At 61.2% G+C, this 18264-nt stretch carries 15 protein-coding genes and 4 pseudogenes; 11 read left to right on the top strand and 8 right to left on the bottom strand.

Annotated elements, in window-relative coordinates:
• Positions 1-225 precede the first annotated feature (225 nt).
• Both BN4575_RS10715 and BN4575_RS10720 read left to right on the top strand, forming a co-directional pair.
• Positions 226-1467: a malic enzyme-like NAD(P)-binding protein gene (locus BN4575_RS10715; RefSeq protein WP_068978179.1), complete on the top strand. Its 1242-nt coding sequence runs from the start codon at positions 226-228 to the stop codon at positions 1465-1467.
• Between the two features lie 176 nt (positions 1468-1643).
• Positions 1644-2516 (top strand): virulence factor BrkB family protein, encoded by an 873-nt coding sequence (locus tag BN4575_RS10720; protein ID WP_042018299.1) that lies wholly within the window; start codon positions 1644-1646, stop codon positions 2514-2516.
• Between the two features lie 204 nt (positions 2517-2720).
• Here BN4575_RS10720 and BN4575_RS10725 read toward each other — a convergent pair whose 3' ends face one another.
• Together BN4575_RS10725 and BN4575_RS10730 are read right to left on the bottom strand one after the other, a co-directional pair.
• The gene (locus tag BN4575_RS10725; RefSeq protein ID WP_040099369.1) at positions 2721-2933 is read right to left on the bottom strand and encodes a hypothetical protein; all 213 of its coding nucleotides are present in this window, start codon (positions 2931-2933) and stop codon (positions 2721-2723) included.
• Between the two features lie 517 nt (positions 2934-3450).
• Complete coding sequence (locus BN4575_RS10730) at positions 3451-3777, bottom strand: hypothetical protein (protein ID WP_141689769.1); 327 nt, start codon at positions 3775-3777, stop codon at positions 3451-3453.
• 132 nt (positions 3778-3909) lie between these two features.
• On the opposite strand from BN4575_RS10730, the pseudogene BN4575_RS10735 reads away from it, so the two are divergent.
• Both BN4575_RS10735 and dtd read left to right on the top strand, forming a co-directional pair.
• A pseudogene (locus BN4575_RS10735) lies at positions 3910-4038 on the top strand (YhjD/YihY/BrkB family envelope integrity protein); the annotation flags it as partial.
• A gap of 86 nt (positions 4039-4124) precedes the next feature.
• Complete coding sequence (dtd, locus tag BN4575_RS10740) at positions 4125-4562, top strand: D-aminoacyl-tRNA deacylase (protein ID WP_068978182.1); 438 nt, start codon at positions 4125-4127, stop codon at positions 4560-4562.
• Here dtd and BN4575_RS10745 read toward each other — a convergent pair.
• Positions 4551-5231, bottom strand: coding sequence for a spermidine synthase (locus BN4575_RS10745; RefSeq protein ID WP_068978216.1), 681 nt, complete (start codon positions 5229-5231; stop codon positions 4551-4553). The genes dtd and BN4575_RS10745 overlap by 12 nt on opposite strands.
• A 51-nt stretch (positions 5232-5282) precedes the next feature.
• On the opposite strand from BN4575_RS10745, the pseudogene BN4575_RS22605 reads away from it, so the two are divergent.
• The 4 genes and pseudogenes from BN4575_RS22605 to BN4575_RS10750 all read left to right on the top strand — a co-directional run.
• Positions 5283-5384: pseudogene (locus tag BN4575_RS22605) on the top strand (GNAT family N-acetyltransferase); the annotation flags it as partial.
• A 17-nt stretch (positions 5385-5401) separates the two neighbouring features.
• Positions 5402-5503: pseudogene (locus tag BN4575_RS22435) on the top strand (GNAT family N-acetyltransferase); the annotation flags it as partial.
• A 17-nt stretch (positions 5504-5520) separates the two neighbouring features.
• Positions 5521-5622: pseudogene (locus BN4575_RS22440) on the top strand (GNAT family N-acetyltransferase); the annotation flags it as partial.
• 17 nt (positions 5623-5639) lie between these two features.
• Positions 5640-6548 carry a bifunctional GNAT family N-acetyltransferase/hotdog fold thioesterase gene (locus tag BN4575_RS10750; RefSeq protein ID WP_068978183.1) on the top strand — a complete coding sequence of 303 codons (909 nt, stop codon included), beginning with the start codon at positions 5640-5642 and terminating at the stop codon, positions 6546-6548.
• Positions 6549-6602: 54 nt separating this feature from the next.
• On the opposite strand, the gene BN4575_RS10755 is transcribed toward BN4575_RS10750, so the two are convergent.
• The 4 genes from BN4575_RS10755 to gntU all read right to left on the bottom strand — a co-directional run bounded on the left by BN4575_RS10755 (position 6603) and on the right by gntU (position 13842).
• Positions 6603-8720, bottom strand: a complete 2118-nt coding sequence (locus BN4575_RS10755; protein ID WP_068978184.1) for an AsmA-like C-terminal region-containing protein — start codon at positions 8718-8720, stop codon at positions 6603-6605.
• Positions 8721-8751: 31 nt separating this feature from the next.
• On the bottom strand, positions 8752-10821 hold the full coding sequence (gene recG, locus BN4575_RS10760; RefSeq protein WP_068978185.1) for an ATP-dependent DNA helicase RecG: 2070 nt from the start codon (positions 10819-10821) through the stop codon (positions 8752-8754).
• Between the two features lie 180 nt (positions 10822-11001).
• On the bottom strand, positions 11002-12351 hold the full coding sequence (gene pssA, locus BN4575_RS10765) for a CDP-diacylglycerol--serine O-phosphatidyltransferase (RefSeq protein WP_068978186.1): 1350 nt from the start codon (positions 12349-12351) through the stop codon (positions 11002-11004).
• A 150-nt stretch (positions 12352-12501) separates the two neighbouring features.
• Entirely contained in the window at positions 12502-13842 is a 1341-nt protein-coding gene (gene gntU / locus BN4575_RS10770) for a gluconate transporter (RefSeq protein WP_068978187.1), read from the bottom strand.
• 243 nt (positions 13843-14085) lie between these two features.
• Here gntU and BN4575_RS10775 point away from each other — a divergent pair, with 243 nt between their 5' ends.
• The 3 genes from BN4575_RS10775 to BN4575_RS10785 are packed head-to-tail and all read left to right on the top strand — an operon-like array spanning position 14086 to position 17050.
• A complete protein-coding gene (locus BN4575_RS10775) occupies positions 14086-14595 on the top strand; it encodes a gluconokinase (RefSeq protein ID WP_068978188.1) in 510 nt (169 codons plus the stop codon).
• Complete coding sequence (gene edd, locus BN4575_RS10780; RefSeq protein WP_042018290.1) at positions 14592-16388, top strand: phosphogluconate dehydratase; 1797 nt, start codon at positions 14592-14594, stop codon at positions 16386-16388. The genes BN4575_RS10775 and edd overlap by 4 nt, the downstream gene beginning before the upstream one ends.
• Positions 16389-16408: 20 nt before the next feature.
• Positions 16409-17050, top strand: coding sequence for a bifunctional 4-hydroxy-2-oxoglutarate aldolase/2-dehydro-3-deoxy-phosphogluconate aldolase (locus BN4575_RS10785; RefSeq protein ID WP_042018289.1), 642 nt, complete (start codon positions 16409-16411; stop codon positions 17048-17050).
• A gap of 124 nt (positions 17051-17174) precedes the next feature.
• Here the strand turns inward: BN4575_RS10785 and BN4575_RS10790 are convergent, their stop codons facing one another.
• A complete protein-coding gene (locus BN4575_RS10790) occupies positions 17175-18182 on the bottom strand; it encodes a substrate-binding domain-containing protein (protein WP_042018463.1) in 1008 nt (335 codons plus the stop codon).
• Positions 18183-18264: the final 82 nt, after the last annotated feature.

Genomic DNA, 18264 nt, shown 5'->3' on the forward strand with positions numbered 1-18264 from the left:
CAAGGCCTACTTGCCGCCCTTTTTTGTCCCATTTTTTGCCCCGCATAGCAGCATCTATAACTAAAGTGGTAGGTGTGGGTGGGGTAAGGTACTAAAATAACTGGTCTGATCTGGCTGGTAGCAGCATGATCTGCTGGGCATGCCCACCGCTTTCTTTTATGATCCCCGCCCTTCTGCGTGCCCCCTGTCGGCACCTCATTTGCACCAACCACATCGGGGTCCCCCATGTCCGATCTGCGTCAACAAGCTCTCGATTACCACGCCCAGCCGGTACCCGGCAAAATTGCCATCGCCCTGACCAAACCGGCCGAGACCGCCCACGATCTGGCGCTGGCCTACAGCCCAGGTGTCGCCGAGCCGGTGCGCGAGATCGCCGCCAACCCGGCTGATGCCTACCGCTATACCGGCAAGGGCAATCTGGTGGCCGTCATCTCCAACGGCACCGCCATTCTGGGGCTGGGCAATCTGGGGCCGCTGGCCTCCAAGCCGGTGATGGAAGGCAAAGCGCTGTTGTTCAAGCGCTTCGCCGGTATCGACGCTATCGACATTGAGGTGAAGCACGAGACCAGCCAGCAGTTCATCGACACGGTGGCGGCCATCGCCGATACCTTCGGTGGCATCAATCTGGAAGATATCAAGGCGCCGGAGTGTTTCGAGATTGAAGAGGCGCTGATCGCGCGCTGCGACATTCCGGTGTTCCACGATGACCAGCACGGCACCGCCATCGTCACCGCCGCCGGTCTGCTCAACGCGCTGGAGGTACAGGGCAAGCTCATCAGTGACAGCCGCATCGTCTGCATGGGAGCGGGGGCTGCTGCCACCGCCTGCATGGATCTGCTGATCAAGTGCGGTGCCAGAGCGCACAACATCTTCATGCTGGACCGTCAGGGTGTTATCCACACCGGTCGCAGCGATCTCAACAAGTACAAGCAGCGTTTCGCCAACGAGACCCCGCTGCGCACCCTGATGGATGTCATCGAAGGGGCGGACGTGTTTGTCGGCGTCTCCGGCCCGGATGTGCTGCCCGCCGAAGCGGTGGCCCTGATGGCGCCGAACCCGGTGATCTTCGCCTGCTCCAACCCGGACCCGGAGATCAAACCGGCGCTGGCCCACGCTGTACGCAGCGACCTCATTATGGGGACCGGCCGCTCCGACTACCCGAACCAGATCAACAACGTGCTCTGCTTCCCCTTCATCTTCCGTGGCGCCCTTGATGCCCGCGCCAGCCGCATCAATGATGCCATGAAGATCGCTGCGGTCGAGGCGATCCGCGGTTTGGCGAAGGAGCCGGTGCCAGCCGAGGTGCTGACCGCCGCCGGGGTGAGTGCGCTCACCTTCGGCAAGGATTACGTCATTCCCAAGCCGATGGATGCCCGTCTGCTGCCACGGGTTGCCCGTGCCGTGGCGCTGGCGGCGGTGGCTTCCGGCGTTGCTCGCACCGAGCTGCCAGCGGACTACATGCTGTAATCTGCGTTGCGAACGGCCCCTTTATCGGGGCCGTTTTTGTTGCTGCGTCCCGTGACAACCCAAGGCGCAGCCTGTGCAGCAAATGGGCGGATATGGCGGCAATCCCGGTTCAAAGGTGGTCAAACAGCGCTCCCCTCTGACACAATGTCTGCATGACGATGCTTACGAGAATCAAGATGCAGCAGCAAATCAGCGGCCGTTTGGCCCACGCCCTCTCCTTTGTGCGCCATGATGGTCGCCACTTCGCCCAGTTTGTCTGGGGCCGTTTCCAACAGGACAGATTGACGGTCACCGCCGGTTATCTGGCCTATGTCACCCTGCTCTCGCTGGTGCCGATGATCGCCGTGGTGTTTGGCATGATGTCCGCCTTTCCGGTGTTCCAGAGCCTCAAACAGGAGATGGAGCAGTTCGTCTACCACAACTTCGTGCCGACTGCCGGGGACATGCTCAAGGAGTACATCGACGGCTTCGTCGCCAATGCCACCAATACCACGGCGGTGGGGATCGGGGCGCTGGTGGTGGTGGCGCTGATGCTGATCTCCGCCATCGACAAGAACCTCAACTACATCTGGCGCTCGACCCAGAGTCGCCCGCTGGCGCAGGCCTTCGCCATGTACTGGATGATCCTGACCCTGGGGCCGGTATTGATTGGCGCCAGCATCGCCATCTCCTCCTACATCTTCTCCCTGCGGCTGTTTGGCGCCGAGAGCCTGTTCGGCATCGGTTATCTGCTGCTGCGCGGCTTGCCGTTCCTCTTCTCGGTACTCACCTTCCTGCTGGTCTATACCGTGGTGCCCAATTGCAAGGTGCGGCTGATCCACGCCTTTATCGGCGCGTTGCTGGCGGCCACCCTGTTCGAGCTGGCCAAGCGTGGTTTTGCCATCTACATCACCAACTTCCCCTCCTATCAGGCCATCTATGGCGCGCTGGCGACTATTCCAATCCTGTTTGTCTGGGTTTATCTCAGCTGGCTGGTGGTGTTGTTTGGCGCAGAAGCGACCGCCTGCCTCGGCGAATACGAGAAACCGGCCAGCGAAGAGCTGGGCTAAGCCATCGCCTTGGCCACCGGTTTATTGGTAGCATCGACGACCGCCCCTGTGAGGGGGCGGTCGTTCTGTTTTCAGAGGACCGCGCCATCTTGCTCGATGGCAGTGTCAGAAAAAGTGCGTCCGATTTAACGTAACGCCCCCTTAAGCGCATAGCGGACTAACGGCGTATGAGTAAACGTCATCGCGCCTATTGTTTAACCTTTCTTAAATGTCTCCGCGTTCCCTGAGGATTTTCATCGCAATGCTTTTTTCTGAGCTGCTCGCAGAGAAAATACCATCGTCTTTTATTAGGCGTTTTAGCTCTTCACTGCGCTTGCTTTCTAAGCGCATTTTTATGGCGTGAAGCTCATTAGATTTTTCTTCTAATGCGTTTGCAGCACCCTTTGCAAGCTTGCCTGCTGTATCCCAAAAGCCCATTTTATCTCTCCTAATAATTACCCAGTCGAACTTATTTGGCTCGCCTCAGAATTCTGAATTTAAAGTACGTTAAGTAATTCTAGGCCCCGCAACGGCGCTGCTTTGCGCAAATAACGCCCCCTAGAAACCGCATTTTCGTGGTTCTCGAAACTCGGCTGTTTCAGTCGTGTGATACGAGAGTGGTTTTTGATAAAGTAACGACCCATGCCAGCACTGGCGTAGGTCGGATTCTCACTGACACTGCTCACAAACGATCGTTTGTGAGCGCGCCCACCGAGTCAACCGCTTACCGTACTTTAAATTCAGAATTCTGAAACGCCCCCTGATAGCAGCACCTAAGTTACTGCTTTATTGGCGATGAGCTGATATGTTTACTTCTGCATTTAGGGCAGTAATCTGGTGTGCCGAACCCCGCTCTGCTAGTCCACTCATACTTACAATCTGAACACTTAGCTCGATATACAACTGTCATTATTTACTACACCTCTAGTTGATTATTTATACGTAGACTAATCTATTAGCCTTCTGATTCGCGCTCGAGACGCTCTTTTTCTTTACGAGCGGCAATGCGATTACAAGCCCTCTCATGGACTTCCATGGCATTCATTCGCTGTTCTTCGGTAGCATCAGCTTTATTTAGAATCTTCTCACTCGAAGATTTAAGTACGGTGTCAAGACCCGTTGTCGCCGCAAACTGGGCGACGTTAACAACTCCCTTACCTAATAACTTAGCTCCGGCTATCGCCGTTTCTTTGGCTCCAAAAGCATCCTTAACATCATCAAATGCTTTCGATAAATTAAAAAAACCCATATGTGTCAACCACCTAGCAGAAAATATATCCATACAAACACTACTTGGTATAGTACACAAAAAAACAAATCCAAATGACACCTTAGATCACATAATCGCGATTTGACCACGTTAGCCTCCCATGCCAAAGTGAATTGGTTTTTGCTGTTGAGCTCCCAATTTTGAGGCGCGTTGGCGACCATCCCGATCCTGTTTGTCTGGGTTTACCTCAGCTGGCTGGTGGTGTTGTTCGGCGCAGAAACGACCGCCTGCCTCGGCGAATACGAGAAACCGGCCAGCGAAGAGCTGGGCTAAGCCATCGCCTTGGTCACCGGTTTATTGGTAGCATCGACGACCGCCCCTGTGAGGGGGCGGTCGTTCTGTTTTCAGAGGAGAGGGATGTGATTGCATTGATTCAGCGGGTCAGCGAGGCCAGCGTGACCGTCGAGGGCGAAGTGACCGGTGCCATCGGTCAGGGGCTGCTGGTACTGCTCGGGGTAGAGCAGGGGGATGACGAGGCCAAAGCCGACAAGTTGCTGCACAAGGTGAGCGGCTACCGGGTGTTCAGTGACGAGAATGGCAAGATGAACCTCAATGTCAGCCAGGTGGGCGGCAGCCTGCTGGTAGTTTCCCAGTTTACCCTGGCGGCCGACACCAAGAGCGGGATGCGCCCCGGCTTCTCCTGCGGTGCTCACCCGAGCGAGGCCGAGCGGCTCTATGACTATTTCGTGGCCAAGGCTGCTGCCAGCGGCATCCCGACCGCAACTGGCCGCTTTGCCGCCGACATGAAGGTGGCGCTGGTCAACGACGGCCCGGTTACCTTCTGGCTACAGGTCTGAGGATGCCTGATCCCGCGGTATGACGTGGACGATCACGTTGATGAGCCCCGCGACCGGATAAGGTGTGGCCGGGCCAATCCACTGTTCGATCAGTGTCAGGGCATGGGTTAGCTCAAGCTCGGTGCGTGGCAGCAGGTTGATGACCAGGGTGCCGCAGAGGCGGGGGGCCAGCGCCCGGTAGAGCCGCTCCTGAAACAGCAGCAGCGGGTTGCCATCCTGACTGAAGAGATCGAGCAGGATGAGGTCGTACTGCTGCTCGCTCTGCTCGAGAAAGGCGAGAGCATCGGCTTGATGGAGTGCCGGAGCGGCTTGCTCATCGAGCTCCTGATGCTGGAAAAACTGCTGATAAACGGTCAGCACCTCTTCGTCGAGGTCAACGCACTCGTGGCGGGCATTGGGCCAGCGCTGGTGCAGATGGCGGGTGAGATCGCCGCCCCCCAGCCCCAGTTCGAGGATCTGTGTGGCCTGCTCCGGCAGCAGGCAGGCGATGACCCGCTGATGGGGCAGGCAGAGGGCGGTGGGGTCGGCGAGCGACATGGCGGATTGCACCACGCCGTCTATCTCCAGCCAGCGGTGGTGGCTATTTTCCTGTACCGTGAGGCGGCGCTGGGGTTTGACGCTGAGGTGCAACAAGTGATCGGCTTGGTACGCTTGCAGATTGAAGTCCATGAATTTGCACGGCAAGATGGTTTCCGGCCAGTGTAACTCAAGGATGAAACTATGTACCGGGTAGTCACGCCCCAAACGGCAGCGGAGCTGGGTACTTACTGCAGGCTGCGCTGGGAACCTCTGCGTAAGCCCTTCCATCTGCCAGTCGGCGCAAACTCAAGGATGAAACTATGTATCGGGTAGTCACCCCACAGACAGCGGCCGAGCTGGGTACTTATTGCAGGCTACGCTGGGAATCTCTGCGTAAGCCCTTCAATCTACCAGTCGGCGCAAACTCAAGGATGAAACTATGTATCGGGTAGTCACCCCTCAGACAGCGGCCGAGTTGGATGCCTACTACCAGTTACGCTGGGAACTTCTGCGTAAGCCCTTCAATCTGTCAGTCGGCGCAAACTCAAGGATGAAACTATGTATCGGGTAGTCACCCCTCAGACTGCAGCAGAGCTGGATGCCTACTACCAGTTGCGCTGGGAACTTCTGCGTAAGCCCTTCAATCTGCCAGTCGGTTCCGAGCGGGACGAATACGACACCGTCGCCATTCACCGGCTGATGCTGGCACCCGATGGTACCCCCATAGCGGTGGGCCGCCTCTTTATCGGCGGCGACGAGGCGCAGATCCGCTTTATGGCGCTGCGTCCCGAATATCGCGGCCAGGGGCTGGGGGCCCTGATGGTGGAGGATCTTGAGCAGCTGGCCCGCAGCGAGAAGGTGAAACGGCTGGTGATGAACGCCCGTCAGGAGGCGGTGGAGTTCTATCGCAAGTGTGGCTTTCTCGAAGTGGGGGGCGGCCCCGTCTCCTTTGGTCGCATTCCCCATCGCCAGATGATCAAATCCCTGAGCCCGTTGCAGACCATCCAGTACCGCCCGGAGTGGTGTCAGGATCTCACCACCCGCTGGTCGCGCGGGGTGCCCATCAGCGAGAAGATGGGGATGCACATCAGCCACTACGACGGCCAGACCTTCCACCTCAAGGCCAATCTGGCGGCCAACTTCAACGTGCATGGCAGCATGTTTGCCGGCAGTGTCTACAGCCAGTGCGTGCTGGCGGGGTGGGGGCTGATCTGGCTGCAACTTAAAGAGGAGGGGCTGGTAGGTGAGCCGGTGCTGGCCGAGAGCACCATCAAATATCATGGCCCGGTCGATGAAGAGCCGGAGGCACGGGTTGCCCGCGAGGGGATGCCCGCCGTACTGCAGCCGCTCAAGCGGGGCGAGCCGGTTTCCTTCAGCCTCAAGATCCAGCTGTTCAGCGGCAGCAAGTTGGCAGCTGAGTTCTGCGGCCACTACGTGGTGCAGCCACCCCGCCGCTCGGGCCAGTAACCGCCCCGTTTCCCCATCAAACAACAAGGCCTCATCATGAGGCCTTGTCTGTTTTTACCCTTGCGGGCTGTTGCTTGCCTGCCCGGTTTGGGTCTGGACTTGGGCTTGGGCTTGGGCTTGGGTCTGGGCTTTCGGCGCGGGAGCCGGTCGCCAGAGCGGGGCGCTGTTGCCTTGCGGCGGATAGCGTACTCCCACCTCCCAGCCGCAGGCATCCTGCTGCTGCGGGAAGCTCCATGCCAGCGTGGGGGCCGTCAGCGGCCCGCGCCACTGGCCGAGCAGCTCGGCGCAGCGGTTGCCGTTGAGGATCCCCAGATCGAGCTGCCACTGCTCGTTGACCAGATCGATCCCCCCTTGCAGCGCCAGCAGATGGGTGATGGTGGAGGCGCCAGCCTGTTCAATCTGCAGTTGCCCCTTGTCGATCTTGCCCTGCAGCTTGATGCGGTAGAAGGGGGTATCCCCCTCCTGCATCCCTTGCCACAGCTGATCCGGAGTCAGGGTGGGCGGGGTCGCCCCCTTGAACCACTGATCCAGCAGCGGGTCTATCTTCACCTTGTCCCAGAACGGCTCGTCGGCATCGAGGGCAAAGTTGCCCTGCAGGGTCTGGCGCCACTCGCCCGCCGTCTTGCCGTGCTCGGCTTGCAGGTCGGCGCTCAGATCTGCCTTGCCGGCGAAGGAGAGAGGGGCGTGGAGTATCTTGCCCCACTGCTGCAGATCCAGCTTGGTCGCCTGCAGTTGCAGGCGGCTGCTCTGGCCCGGCTCGCGGCCCCACTGGCCACTCAGATTGAGGCTGCCCTCATCCGGCAGCGAGCTGGTGAGTTTACCCAGTTGCCAGGAGCTGGGGGTCAGTTCCCCATCCAGCTCGCCGTTGCGGGCGCTGAGGCCATCCCACACCAGCTCGAACCACTTGCTCTCGATGCGGGCACGGCCGAGCAGCGGGCCGGGCTGGTTATCGCGCAGGGCGAGATCGCTCAGATAGAGCTGCCAGCCGGTCAGCGACAGGGGCAGGGTATCGTCGAAGGAGAGCACCTTGAGCTTGTCGAACGCCAGCTTGCGGATATCCACCTGCTGCGGGCGCCAGCTCTGCCAATCCTGCCGCCACCCCTGCGGCAGGCTGATATCCATGCCGCTCAGCGCCACGTCTTTCAGGGTCAGCTTCTGCTGCTGGCTATCGAGGGATAGTTCGACGTTGAACTCCCCTTCATAGGCCTTGCCCTGCAGTTCGGCATCGATCTGCTGGGAGGAGAAAGCGAGCTTGCCCTTGATCTCCTCCAGCTGGAACAGGCCGCGCCCCATGTCGCCAAGAGTGCCGGTCAGATAGCCGGTGGGTTGGCTGCCCGCCTGCCAGTTGAAGGCGGTGAGCTGGCCGCTGAAGTTGTTGAAGGAGAGCTCCTGATTGATGTCGTTGAGGCTCACGGCATCCAGCTGGCCGCGATCCAGCGACACGCTTTGCAACGGGAAGCCTTGCTGTGTCAGATCCCCCAGCTCTACCCGCATGCCGCGCGCCTTGAGATCGTGCAGTTGCAGGGTGCGGGCGGGCCAGTCCAGCACCATGCCGGTCTCCAGCAGGCCGTCGAACAGATTGGTCACCAGCTTGTCGGTGCGCAGCACTTCCCCCTCCAGCCGTCCTTGCAGGTTGAGACGGGCCAAGGTGAATTGCGGGGTCTCCAGCTGGCCAATGTTGAGGCTCAGGTTGGCCTGTGGCTGCCGTTTCGGGTCGATCAGCTCCCAGTCGCTCAGGGTGGCATTGAGGCCGCGCAGGGTCAGCTCGCTGCTCTCCAGACTGAGGCGATCGATAGTGCTGTCGCTGATGGTGAGGGAGTGCACCGGCAGGCTCGGCAGCTGGTTGGGCAGCGGCAGCTTGATGGCCGGGCGAATGAGATCAAGATGGGCGATGCGCACGTCGCGGCTCAGCCAGTCGATGCTCTCGATCTCCAGATAGATCTTGTCGAGGGAGATCGCATCGCCGTAGCGCACCTGCTCCGCCAGCAGGGTGTAGGGGTGAAGCGGGTTGAACACCAGCCGCCCTATGGTGACCGGCACGCCGGCCTGCTGGCTGATCCAGCTGGCGATAGGGCCTTTGGCGCGCTCGGCGTCGAACAGGCCGAGGGCAACCCAGACCAACAACAGCAGGAAGGCGAAGGTGTAGAGCAGGCCGCGTAGCCAGGAATTCATGGATGCTTTCCTCCTGTTTTGGGGTGTGTTGTCAGGCGTTTGAGTAGTGGTCCCGCAGACCGAGCCAGCGGCGGATCAAGGGTTCGACATGGTTGGGATGACGATCCATCAGGAATCTCGCCATTTTTTGCACCTGCGGAATAAGCGGCTGGTCGCGCACCAGATCGGCGATCTTGAGGTCGGCAAGGCCGGTCTGGCGGGTGCCGAGCAGTTCCCCCGGGCCGCGCAGTTCCAGGTCGCGCTGGGCGATCAGGAAGCCGTCGTTGGTCTCCCGCAGCACCCCGAGCCGGCTCTGGGCCGTTTTGGATAAGGGAGCATGATAGAGCAGCACGCAGTGGGAGGCCACCGATCCCCGGCCAACCCGGCCGCGCAGCTGGTGCAGCTGCGCCAGCCCCAGTCGCTCCGGGTTTTCGATGATCATCAGGCTGGCGTTGGGCACATCCACCCCCACCTCGATGACGGTGGTGGCGACCAGCAGTTGCAGTATGCCCGCCTTGAACTCCTCCATCACCCGCTGTTTCTCTACCGGCCGCATCCGGCCGTGCACCAGCCCGATATGCAGGCCGGGCAGCTGGGCTTGCAGTTCGATGGCGGTATCCTCGGCGGCCTGGCACTCCAGCACCTCCGACTCCTCGATCAGGGTGCAGACCCAGTAGGCCTGCTTGCCCTCGGTGCAGGCGAGCTTGACCCGTTCGATCACATCGCCGCGACGGCTGTCGGGCAGTGCCACCGTGGTGATGGGGGTACGGCCCGGCGGCAGTTCGTCGATGACCGAGGTATCGAGATCGGCATAGGCAGTCATCGCCAGGGTGCGGGGGATGGGGGTGGCGGTCATGATCAGTTGATGGGGATGTACCCCTTCCCGCTCCCCTTTCTCGCGCAGGGCGAGCCGCTGATGCACCCCGAATCTGTGCTGTTCGTCGATGATGACCAGCGCCAGACGCTGGAACACCACCTGCTCCTGAAAGATGGCATGGGTACCCACCACCATCTTGACGCTGCCATTGGCGATGGCAGCCAGCGACTCTTCCCGCGCCTTGCCTTTCTGCTTGCCTGCCAGCCAGCCGACCCCGATGCCGAGCGGTTCCAGCCACTTGGCGAAGTTGATGGCGTGCTGTTCCGCCAGCAGCTCGGTCGGCGCCATCAGCCCCACCTGACAGCCGTTGCCGATGGCTTGCAGGGCGGCCAGCGCCGCGACCAGCGTCTTGCCGGAGCCCACATCCCCCTGCACCAGTCGCATCATGGGGTGGCTCTGCTGCAGATCCTTACCTATCTCCGCCACCACCCGGCTCTGGGCGCCGGTGGGCTTGAACGGCAGGGCGCCGAGCAGCTGTTCAACCAGCGCGGGCGCCGGTTTGAGGGCGCGGGCCAGCTGGGTTTGCGCCTGAGCCCGCACCTTGAGGACTGAGAGGTTGTGCGCCAGCAGCTCCTCCAGCACCAGCCGTTGCTGGGCCGGATGCTGACCGCTTTCCAGCAGTGGCAGCGCCACCGAGGGGGGCGGGCGGTGCAGCAGGCGCAGGGCGGCGGCCAGTTCAATCTGGTGGGGATAGAGTCCGGCGGGCAGCAGCTCCTCGACCCCGTAGAGGTCGAGCTGGGCCAGCGCCTGATCGGTGAGGTTGCGCAGGGTGAGCTGGCGCAGCCCTTCGGTAGTCGGGTAGACGGGGGTGAGCGCCTCTTCGGTCTGACCGGCTTGTTCCTCGCCGAGCAGCTTGTACTCGGGGTGGGCCATCTCCAGCCCGTATTTGCCGGGGCGCACCTCACCAAAACAGCGGATCAGGCGGCCCGCCGCCAGACTGTTCTTCTGGGCGGCGGTGAAGTTGAAGAAGCGCAGGGTGAGGGTGCCGGTGCCATCGCTGATGCGACAGACCAGCATGCGACGGCGCCCCATCACCAGCTGAGTGTCCTGGATTTCGCCCTCGACAGCGCCGTGCAGTCCGGGCGGCAGATCGCCGATGGGCCACACCTGGGTGCGATCCTCGTAGCGCAGGGGGAGGTGGAACAGCAGATCCTGTACCGTGGCCAGCCCCAGTCGCTCGAGTTTTTCCTGCATCTTGCTGCCGACGCCCTTGAGGCTGTCGAGGGAGATTTTATCCAATTTCATCAATTAGATGCCCAAAAGCACTGTAAATATGTCCAGATGATAGGGGTTGTTGCTGGCCCGATGCAAGCCGAGTTGCTGCTGGCAGGGCCGCCGCTGCGGGGGAAACGGCGGATATAACAAAGGCCTGCCGAAAACGGGAGGCCTTTGGGTAGCTGCCGGTGAGTGCGATGCACCCTGGGGTCAGATGATGCGTTTTAGCAGCAAATGCGCCTTCACTCTGTGGATCCGTCCCAACAGCTTGCGTACCTGTTCCGGGTAGTCCTGAATTTGCTCTACCTGATCGAAGTGGCTGATCCGCTTGGTGTTGGCCAGAATATTCTCCCGCTCGGCATTGAACTGGGGGCGCAGCAGGTGGCGGCGATCGTGCACCAGCAGGCCGTTTTCCAGATCCAGCGTCCAGGCGCGAGGATTGAGATTATTGCCGGTGAGCAGGGCCCACTCGTCGTCCACGAAGATCCCCTTGAGATGGTAGGAGTTGCGTTCGCAACACCAGAGCATCAGGTTAAGGCGACCGTCGTCGATGTGACGCTGGTTGTGCTCGGCAAACTTGCGCAGGTTGGTCTCGTAGAGATAGGGCAGACCGCCGATGGTGGAGAATTTTTCCTCCGGCGGGATGAAGAAGTCGTTGGCGGTCTTGTCGCCCACCACGATCGTCACCTTGCAGCCGCGCTGCAGCAGATCTTCGATATCCTTGCTCAACTCCTTGGGGGGATTGAAGTAAGGGGTGCAGATGAAGATCTCCCGCTCGGTGGAGCGCACCAGATTGCGGATCATCAGGTTGAGCTGGTTGTTGCGCTTGCCCAGACCCACCATGGGAGTGACGGCCACTTCCTGAGTGTTGACCGGCATGGCGCTGAAACGATACTGGCTCTGGCGCAGGCTCTGCTTGAAGCGGCGGATCGGCCCCTTCAGCTGCTTGGCGCTGGGGATGTCGCTGTGATCCAGCCGCTGCACCGCGTCGCTCTTCACGAACAGGTCATCCACATAGTTGACCATGCTGCGGGCCAGCTCCGGGCTGGTGATCTGGTGATAGCGGTCGAAGCGGTAGCGCTCCTGCTGGTGCAGGTAGATGTCGTTGAGGCTGGCGCCGGAGTAGAGCACCACGTCATCGAAGATGAAGCCCTTGAGGTGCAGCACCCCGAGCAGCTCACGTCCTTTGACCGGAACGCCGTAAATTTCGATCTGGTGCTGGTGGCTGGCGGCCATCTCCTGATACATCAGATGGTTGCCACCCTGCTTGCCCTTGCCGATCAGGCCGCGCTGGGCACGGTGGAAGTCGACGCACAGCTTGATGTCGAGAGCCGGATTGCGCTGCTTGGCGGCGTAGAGGGCGGAGAGGATCTCCCGGCCTGCTTCGTCATCCTGCAGATAGAGCGCCACCAGATAGATGCGTCGGGTGGCACTGGCGATCAGCGCAAGAATGCGGCGTTTGAAATCCTCGGCGCTGTAGAGCACCTCAAACTGATCCGCCACCACGGCGATCTGGGGCAGCCGTGCCAGCAGTTGTCGATAATGGGCCGATGAATGCATAGATAAACCTGAAATCACGGGATTAAGCGTTCCGCTCGGAGCGATGAATAGGCGATTCTAGCAATCTCACCCTCTGGGCCAAAGCAAGAATCGTCAGAAAGATGAAAAAGGCCTCACAAGTGAGGCCTTTTTGTCAGCTTTTACCTCTTATCAGAGGAAGCTGTAGATGATCATCGCCATCACACCACCGGTGGTTCCGATGATGGTTTCCATCACGGTCCAGGTTTGCAGGGTCTGCTTTTCGGTGAGGCCAAGGTAGCGGTTGGCCAGCCAGAAACCGGAGTCGTTGACGTGGGAGAGCACGATGGAGCCGCCGCCGATGGCGATGGTGACAGCCGCCAGCTGGGCACCGTTCAGACCGAGGGGTTCCAGCATCGGCAGCACCAAGCCACAGGCAGTCAGCATGGCGACGGTGGCGGAGCCCTGAATCACCCGCACCGCGGCCGCCAGAATGAAGGCCAGCGCGACTATGGGCAGACCTGAGTCAGCCAGCATGTTGCCAAGGGCAGCGCCCACGCCGGAATCCACCAGTACCTGCTTGAACACGCCACCGGCACCGGTCACCAGGATGATCACACCGGCTGGCTGGATGGCGCTGTTGCAGACGCTCATCACCTCGTCACGGGACATGCCACGGCGAATGCCCAGCAGGTAGAAGGCGGCCAGACAGGCGACCATGATGGCGGTGAAGGGGTGGCCGATGAACTCCAGCCAGTTGTGCAGGGTGGAGCCGGTCTCGACGAAGCGACCGACGATAGTCTTGAGGCCGATCAACAGCAGCGGCAGACCGATGAGGCCCATCGCCAGCCCGAAGGAGGGCAGGGATTTGCTGCCATCGTGGACGCTGTTCTGGGCATCGGCAGGCAGCGGCACATCGACGATCTTGCTGATGAAGTCACCGAACAGCGGGCCTGCCAGGATCAGCGCCGGTACGGCGGCGATCAGACCGAACAGGATCATGTAGCCGAAGTCGGCACCCAGCTGGGACGCCACCAGGATCGGGCCCGGCGCCGGGATCAGGAACGCCTGACAGGTGGCGATACCCGCCAGCAGGGCGATACCGATCTTCACCACGCTGCCGCCGCCACGACGGACGATGGCGAACGCGACGCCAATCAGCAGCACCACAGCCACGTCGAAGAAGAGCGGCAGGGCGCAGACAAAGCCGGTCAGCGCCATGGCCCAGTTGGCGCGCTGGACGCCGAACTTGCCGAGCAGGGTGTGGGCCACCCGGTCGAGGGCGCCGGTCACTTCCATCACCTTGCCGAACATGGCGCCCAGCGCCACCACCACGGCGACGAAGCCGAGGGTGCCACCCATCCCTTTCTGGATGGTGGCGGCAATATCGGCCGGGTTCATGCCAGCTGCGAGACCCGCCACCATGGAGACCAGGATCAGGGCGACTACGGCGTGGAGCCGGGCCTTCATTACCAGAAAGAGCAGCAGCACGATCGAGCCGGCGGCCGTCATGATCAAAGAGATATCCGACATTGTTCTCTGTTCCTTGTTAGTTGTTCAGTGGCAATGCCGCAGGACTCATTACTAACCATAACATTATGATTTATTTGTATATATGGCTAGTCTGCAGCATCAGGCACGGGGCCGGCGAGTGTTAGTTTCAGTCTGTGGCCGACTTCACATTTTCAGGCGTTACCGGTAACATGTTACCGGTAACGTGGTAGATTAGAACCCATCAACAGCTGGTTTTTTGAAAAGTGGGACAGAGGTCAAATTATGGCGGGTAAGTGCATTATCGTGATGGGTGTATGTGGCAGCGGCAAATCAAGCGTTGGCATGAAAGTAGCCGAGGCGCTAAATGCCAAGTTCATTGATGGCGATGATCTGCACCCCAAGGCCAACATCCAGAAGATGGCTGGCGGCAATCCCCTCAACGATGAGGATCGTGCCCCCTGGCTGGAGCGGATCCGCGATGCCGCCTACAGTCTCGAACAGAAGAACGAGACCGGCATCATTGTCTGTTCCGCCCTCAAAAAGCAGTACCGCGACCAGATCCGCGAAGGTAACGAGTCGGTCAGCTTTATCTTCCTCGATGGCAGCCAGCCGCTGATCCTCGAGCGGATGCGCGCCCGCAAAGGCCATTTCATGCGGGAAACCATGGTACAAAGTCAGTTCGATACTCTGGAGCGCCCCGAGGGCGAAGCCGGTGTATTCCACATTGATATTGACGGCACCTTCGAACAGGTGGTTGATCGCGCCGTCACTGCATTGGAGCAAGCCCAATGATTCATCAGGTAATTTCCGACGTCACCGCCCGTATCCGCGAGCGCAGTGCCGCCCGTCGTCAGGCTTTTCTGGCCCGTATCCAGCGTCAGGCCGAGCAGGGCAAGACCCGCGCCGCACTGGCCTGTGGCAACCTGGCGCACGCCGTAGCTGCCTGCAGCAGTGACGAGAAGGGTCGCATTCTCGACATGACCCGTGCCAACGTCGGCATCGTCACCGCCTACAACGACATGCTGAGTGCCCATCAGCCCTATCAGGGCTATCCGGACCAGATCAAGGCCGCGCTGGCCGAGCTGGGCCACAGCGCTCAGGTCGCCGGTGGTGTGCCCGCCATGTGCGATGGGGTGACTCAGGGTCAGCCGGGGATGGATATGTCCCTCTTCTCCCGCGATCTGATCGCCCAGGCGACCGCGCTGTCGCTCTCTCACAACACCTTCGACGCCACCCTGCTGCTCGGCATCTGCGACAAGATCGCCCCGGGCCAGATCATGGGGGCGCTCTCCCACGCCCACCTGCCGACGGCATTTGTTCCTGCCGGCCCGATGGCGAGCGGTATCAGCAACGATGAGAAGGTGAAGGTGCGTCAGCAGTACGCAGCCGGTGAAGTGGGTCGCGATGCACTGCTGGAGATGGAGTGCGGCGCCTACCATGCGGCGGGTACCTGCACTTTCTACGGCACCGCCAACACCAACCAGCTGGTGTTCGAAGCCATGGGCCTGATGCTGCCGGGCTCCGCCTTCGTGCACCCGCACAGCGAACTGCGCCGTGCCCTCACCGATGAGGCCGCCCGCCGCATCAGCGCCATGATCCCGGGATCTCCGGCTTATCGCCCGCTCAGCACAGTGCTGGACGAGCGCTCGCTGGTCAACGGTCTGGTGGCCCTGCTCGCTTCCGGCGGCAGCACCAACCACAGCATTCACATGGTGGCGCTGGCCCGCGCGGCCGGTCTGGTACTGACCTGGGATGACATCAGCGATCTCTCCGACGTGGTGCCGCTGCTGGTGCGCATGTACCCGAACGGCCCGGCCGACGTCAACGCCTTCGAGCAGGCGGGCGGTGTGCCCGGGATGATGCGCCGTCTGGCCGAAGATGGGCTGATCCACATGGATGCCACCCCGGTCTTTGGCGAGATGCAGGATTACCTCAGCCGCCCGGCGCTGGTCGATGGCAAGCTGCTGTGGCAGCCGGTTGGCGAAAGCAGCGACGCGAGCGTGCTCTCTCTCTCTGGCTGCGTGTTCCAGGCCACCGGTGGCACCAAGCTGCTGGCGGGTAATCTGGGCCGCGCCGTGGTCAAGGTCTCCGCCGTCGCCCCCGAATATCGGGTGATTGAAGCCCCGGCGCGGGTCTTCTCCTCCCAGCATGCGGTGGAAGCCGCCTACCAGGCGGGCGAGCTCAATCAGGACGCCGTTATCGTGGTGCGCCACAACGGCCCAGCCGCCAACGGCATGCCGGAGCTGCACAAGCTGATGCCGGTGCTCGGCAACCTGCAGAAGGCGGGTCACAAGGTGGCGCTGGTCACCGATGGCCGTCTCTCCGGCGCCTCCGGCAAGATCCCGGCTGCCATTCACATCACACCAGAAGCGCTGCACGGCGGGGCCATCGGCCTGCTGCAAGATGGCGATCTGCTGCGAGTGGATGCAGTGAGCGGCCGCCTCGACTGCCTGACCGATTTGAGTGGCCGCACCCAGGCCGAAATTGACCTCACTCTGGAACAAGAGGGGTGGGGTCGTGAACTGTTTAGCGTGATGCGTCGCGCAGTATCGAGCGCCGAGTGTGGCGCCACCATTTTTGATTAAGAGCTGACTAAGGAAGAGCTATGCAGAACTGGAAAGTGACCCCTGCCGAAGTGTTTGCCGCCTCTCCGCTGGTGCCCGTGATGGTTATCAACGAGCTGGATCAGGCCCTGCCGATGGCCAAGGCGCTGCTCGACGGCGGCATCTCCGTCTTCGAAATCACCCTGCGCACTCCGGTAGCCCTCGACGCCATCGCCCTCATCGCCAAGGCGATGCCGGATGCCATGGTCGGTGCCGGTACCGTGCTCAACTGCGCGCAGTTTGACGCTGCCGTGGCAGCCGGTGCCCGCTTCGTCATCTCCCCGGGGATGACTCCGGCCCTGCTGGCCCACGCGGCCAATAGCACAGCGCCGCTGATCCCGGGCGTTGCGACACCGTCTGAAGTGATGCAGGCACTGGAAGCGGGCTACGACCACCTGAAGTTCTTCCCGGCCGAAGCAAACGGCGGCACCAAGGCGCTCTCCGCCATTGCTGCCCCGCTGCCCCAGGTGAAGTTCTGCCCCACCGGCGGTATCGGCCCACACAACGTGGCCGACTATCTGGCGCTCAAGTGCGTCGCCACCGTTGGCGGCTCCTGGATGTTGCCGGCCGATGCGGTCAAGAGCGGCAACTGGGAAGAGGTGACTCGCCTCTCCCGCGCTGCGGTTGAAATGGTTAAACGCTAAGCGCTAGCCATTCAGAAAAATCAAACAGGCCACCCTCGGGTGGCCTGTTCTGTTATCGGCTAATGGCGGTCATACGGGGGGCACAGCAGGAGTGGGCCGCGACACCAACCGGTGCAGGAAGGGGTTAGCCCAAGCTTTCTCCCAGATAGAGGGAGAAGCCGATATCTTTGCGTGTCTCGGTCTGTGGCTGGCCGCTGAGACGGGCCAGCAGCATGGTGGCTGCCTCCATGCCGATCGCTTCCCGCGGGGTGGCAATACTGGCCAGCTTGGGGGTCATGGCGTGGCCGATATCGAGGGCATTGCTACCCGCGATGGCGATCTGTTGTGGCACCGGGATCCACTTGGCCTGGCACTGCAGCAGGGCGCCGACCGCCAGATCATCGTTGGTGCAGAACAGGCCGTCGAGGTCGGGATAGCGCACCAGCGCCTGATCCAGCAACTCGCCGCCGAGGGTAAAGGTGGAGGACTGTTCGGTCAGCAGATGCTGGCCGGTGAGGCCGAAGTCAGCCATCGCCTGATAATAGCCCTCCATCCGCAGCTGGGTTCGCACGTCGAGCCGGGCCCCCAGATAGACCACCTGACGCCTGCCCCGGCGCAGCATCTCTGATACCATGGCCCGGGCCGCGGCCCGGTGATCCATGCCGACCACCATGTCGATGGGATTGGGTGGCAGATCCATGGTTTCGACCACCGGAATGCCAGCGGTGGCGATCATCTTGCGGGTGCGCTCGGTGTGTTGGCTGTCGGAGAGGATTAGGCCATCAACATGATAGGAGAGCAGCGACGCGATCTGTTCCTCCTCTCGTTCCGGGCTGTAACTGTAGTGCGCTAGCAGGGTTTGATACCCGGCAGGGCGGGTGACCGATTCGATGCCGTGGATCACCGCCGAGAAGACCTGGTTGGAGAGGGAGGGGATCAGGATACCGATCGCCTTGCTGGTGGCGTTGGAGAGAATATCCGGCGCCCGGTTGGGGATATAGCCCAGCTCTTCCACCACCGCCGCGATCCGCTCGCGGGTACCCTCCGCCACGGTCTGCGGGTCGCGCAGATAGCGGCTGACAGTCATCTTGGTCACGCCAGTCTGGTCGGCGATATCTTGCAGGGTGGGGCGGCGCTTGCGGGTGGTGTTCATCGGGGTGTCCAGCATGGATGTTACATGTAACATTACCGTTTTCGGCCGACAAAGTCAGCATATGAAACCGTAGTAAGAGGAG

The sequence above is a fragment of the Aeromonas sp. EERV15 genome (assembly GCF_900079845.1).
Taxonomy (GTDB): Bacteria; Pseudomonadota; Gammaproteobacteria; order Enterobacterales; family Aeromonadaceae; genus Aeromonas; species Aeromonas sobria.